Below are 1,744 nucleotides of genomic sequence, written 5' to 3'. Positions count from 1 at the left end.
TCATAGTATCGTTCATTTGCCGTCCTCTCCTTCTCGTGGCGTTGAACACCACGACCTTGGCACATTGCGATGCCGTCTGGGGAGGGCGGCAACCATCCCATCTTCTGCCGTTTAACATAAGGCTTCACGTAAGAAGCGGGCATCAGTCGAACCTCATGGCCGAGCCTGACCAGGACCCGCGCCCAATGATGTCCGCTCGCGCAGGCCTCGATACCGACCAGGCACGGCCGCAATCTTTCGAAAAAGGACACGATATCGTCGCGGCGCAGCTTACGGCGGATGACGACCGCGCCTTCCGCGTCAACGCCGTGCACCTGAAACACGTGCTTGGCGACATCCAGACCGATTGTGCTAACCTTCTCCATGGACGGCTCTCCCTCATGTGACTTTCGACAGCCACACTTTGGCACATTGCGATGCCGGGAGCGGAGGCCGTCCACCTCATCAGGTTCTGCATGGGGGCGCCACGACGACAGAGGCGATCCGTCGAGCGATACAGCAGTCATGTCTGGACGGCGCCCGCCGATCAAGGGCTTCTTTTCGGTGTTTGGACGGTCGCGGGTGCGGTCATGTCTTCGGCCTGGTGCTAAGGTACTGTGACCGCTGACCCTGATGGTGTCTGCTGATCCTTGGCCTATCAAGAGAAGGAGCTCGAAGCTCCGACTATGCCGCAGGTTTTGGGGATCTGTCTCCGTCTGTTCCCATCACGTTGCTGTCACCCTCGATTTTCCGCTCCGCAGCCTCAGCCGCTGATGCTGTTACGCCGGCGTGCCGGCATAGTGTGTCTCGTCGCGCATGAGTGCGAAGACGATGCGGGCGAGCTTGTTGGCTACAGCGACAAGCTTGAAGGGCTTGGTCTCCATCAAGTGATTGGCCCATTGTCTCAATGTATCGCTGCAGCGTCTGCGGTGGAAGAGAACCGCGTCGGCGCCGACGACGAGTAGCTTGCGCAGATGTCGGGTTTGTCCATCCTGGATACGCGGCCCAGCCGCTCCTTGCCGCGAGATGAACTCTGCCACGGGGTGAGCCCGATCCAGTTTTTCGGGACCAGAGCATCGCGTGTCCGCTAACCAGCGTCGTGCGCCTTATGATAGTATATTGTGTCGAGTTTTAAATGCGGTGAACCATTTGTGACAGGTATGTTTATTTGTAACAGTTATGTAAACATGATTGACAGCAGGCATGAAATCGTCCTAGTACGAACTTTGAGACTGGTTCTTGTGGCGCCCATCTCTTGGCCATTTGGTAAATACTTCAGCGCTGCACGTTAATAATTGGATTGTATAGGTCAAGTGGCGGCGATGAACGACATGCTTGTACCTTAGACGGTCCTGCGCATCAGTTATTGCGAGAATCAATGCCATGACCCAAATTGATGAATCTGCGTTAGCAGCTATCTCAGAGGTGGTGAAGAACACTGTCCTTCATAGGCTAAGCGCTATTCACGCACCGCTCTCGTTTGTACAAGTGGGAGGAAATGACGGGATCACTGATGATCCAATCCACGACTTCATCGTACAATATGGCTGGACTGGTGTGATCGTCGAGCCTGTACCATCCCTATTCGAACGTCTAAGGCAAACCTATCGCGAGACGACCGGGATTCAATTCGAGATGTGTGCATGCTCTGACTCACCGGGCATAGTTACATTCTATCATGTTAACACAGAGAATGACCTTGGCTTGAAAATTTCGAGCTTTAGCTTAGAAACTATAATGCTTCACGCTGACAGCATACCAAACC

General features: G+C 54.3%; 2 protein-coding genes and 1 pseudogene. 1 reads left to right on the top strand and 2 read right to left on the bottom strand.

What is annotated here, in order from left to right:
* Both EOA85_RS34540 and EOA85_RS34535 read right to left on the bottom strand, forming a co-directional pair.
* A pseudogene (locus EOA85_RS34540) lies at positions 1 to 365 on the bottom strand (IS110 family transposase); the annotation flags it as partial.
* Positions 366 to 758: 393 nt separating this feature from the next.
* Complete coding sequence (locus EOA85_RS34535) at positions 759 to 1,019, bottom strand: hypothetical protein (RefSeq protein WP_245486317.1); 261 nt, start codon at positions 1,017 to 1,019, stop codon at positions 759 to 761.
* 343 nt (positions 1,020 to 1,362) lie between these two features.
* Between EOA85_RS34535 and EOA85_RS38390 the strand changes: the two genes are divergently transcribed.
* Positions 1,363 to 1,744: FkbM family methyltransferase (locus EOA85_RS38390; protein WP_206523457.1), on the top strand; the 382-nt coding region annotated here is incomplete at its 3' end.

It is taken from the genome of Mesorhizobium sp. M5C.F.Ca.IN.020.29.1.1 (assembly GCF_003997375.1).
GTDB classification, from domain to species: Bacteria; Pseudomonadota; Alphaproteobacteria; order Rhizobiales; family Rhizobiaceae; genus Mesorhizobium; species Mesorhizobium wenxiniae.
The sequence above is the reverse complement of the archived record's forward strand: the minus strand, read 5'-3'. Positions and strand labels throughout refer to the sequence as shown.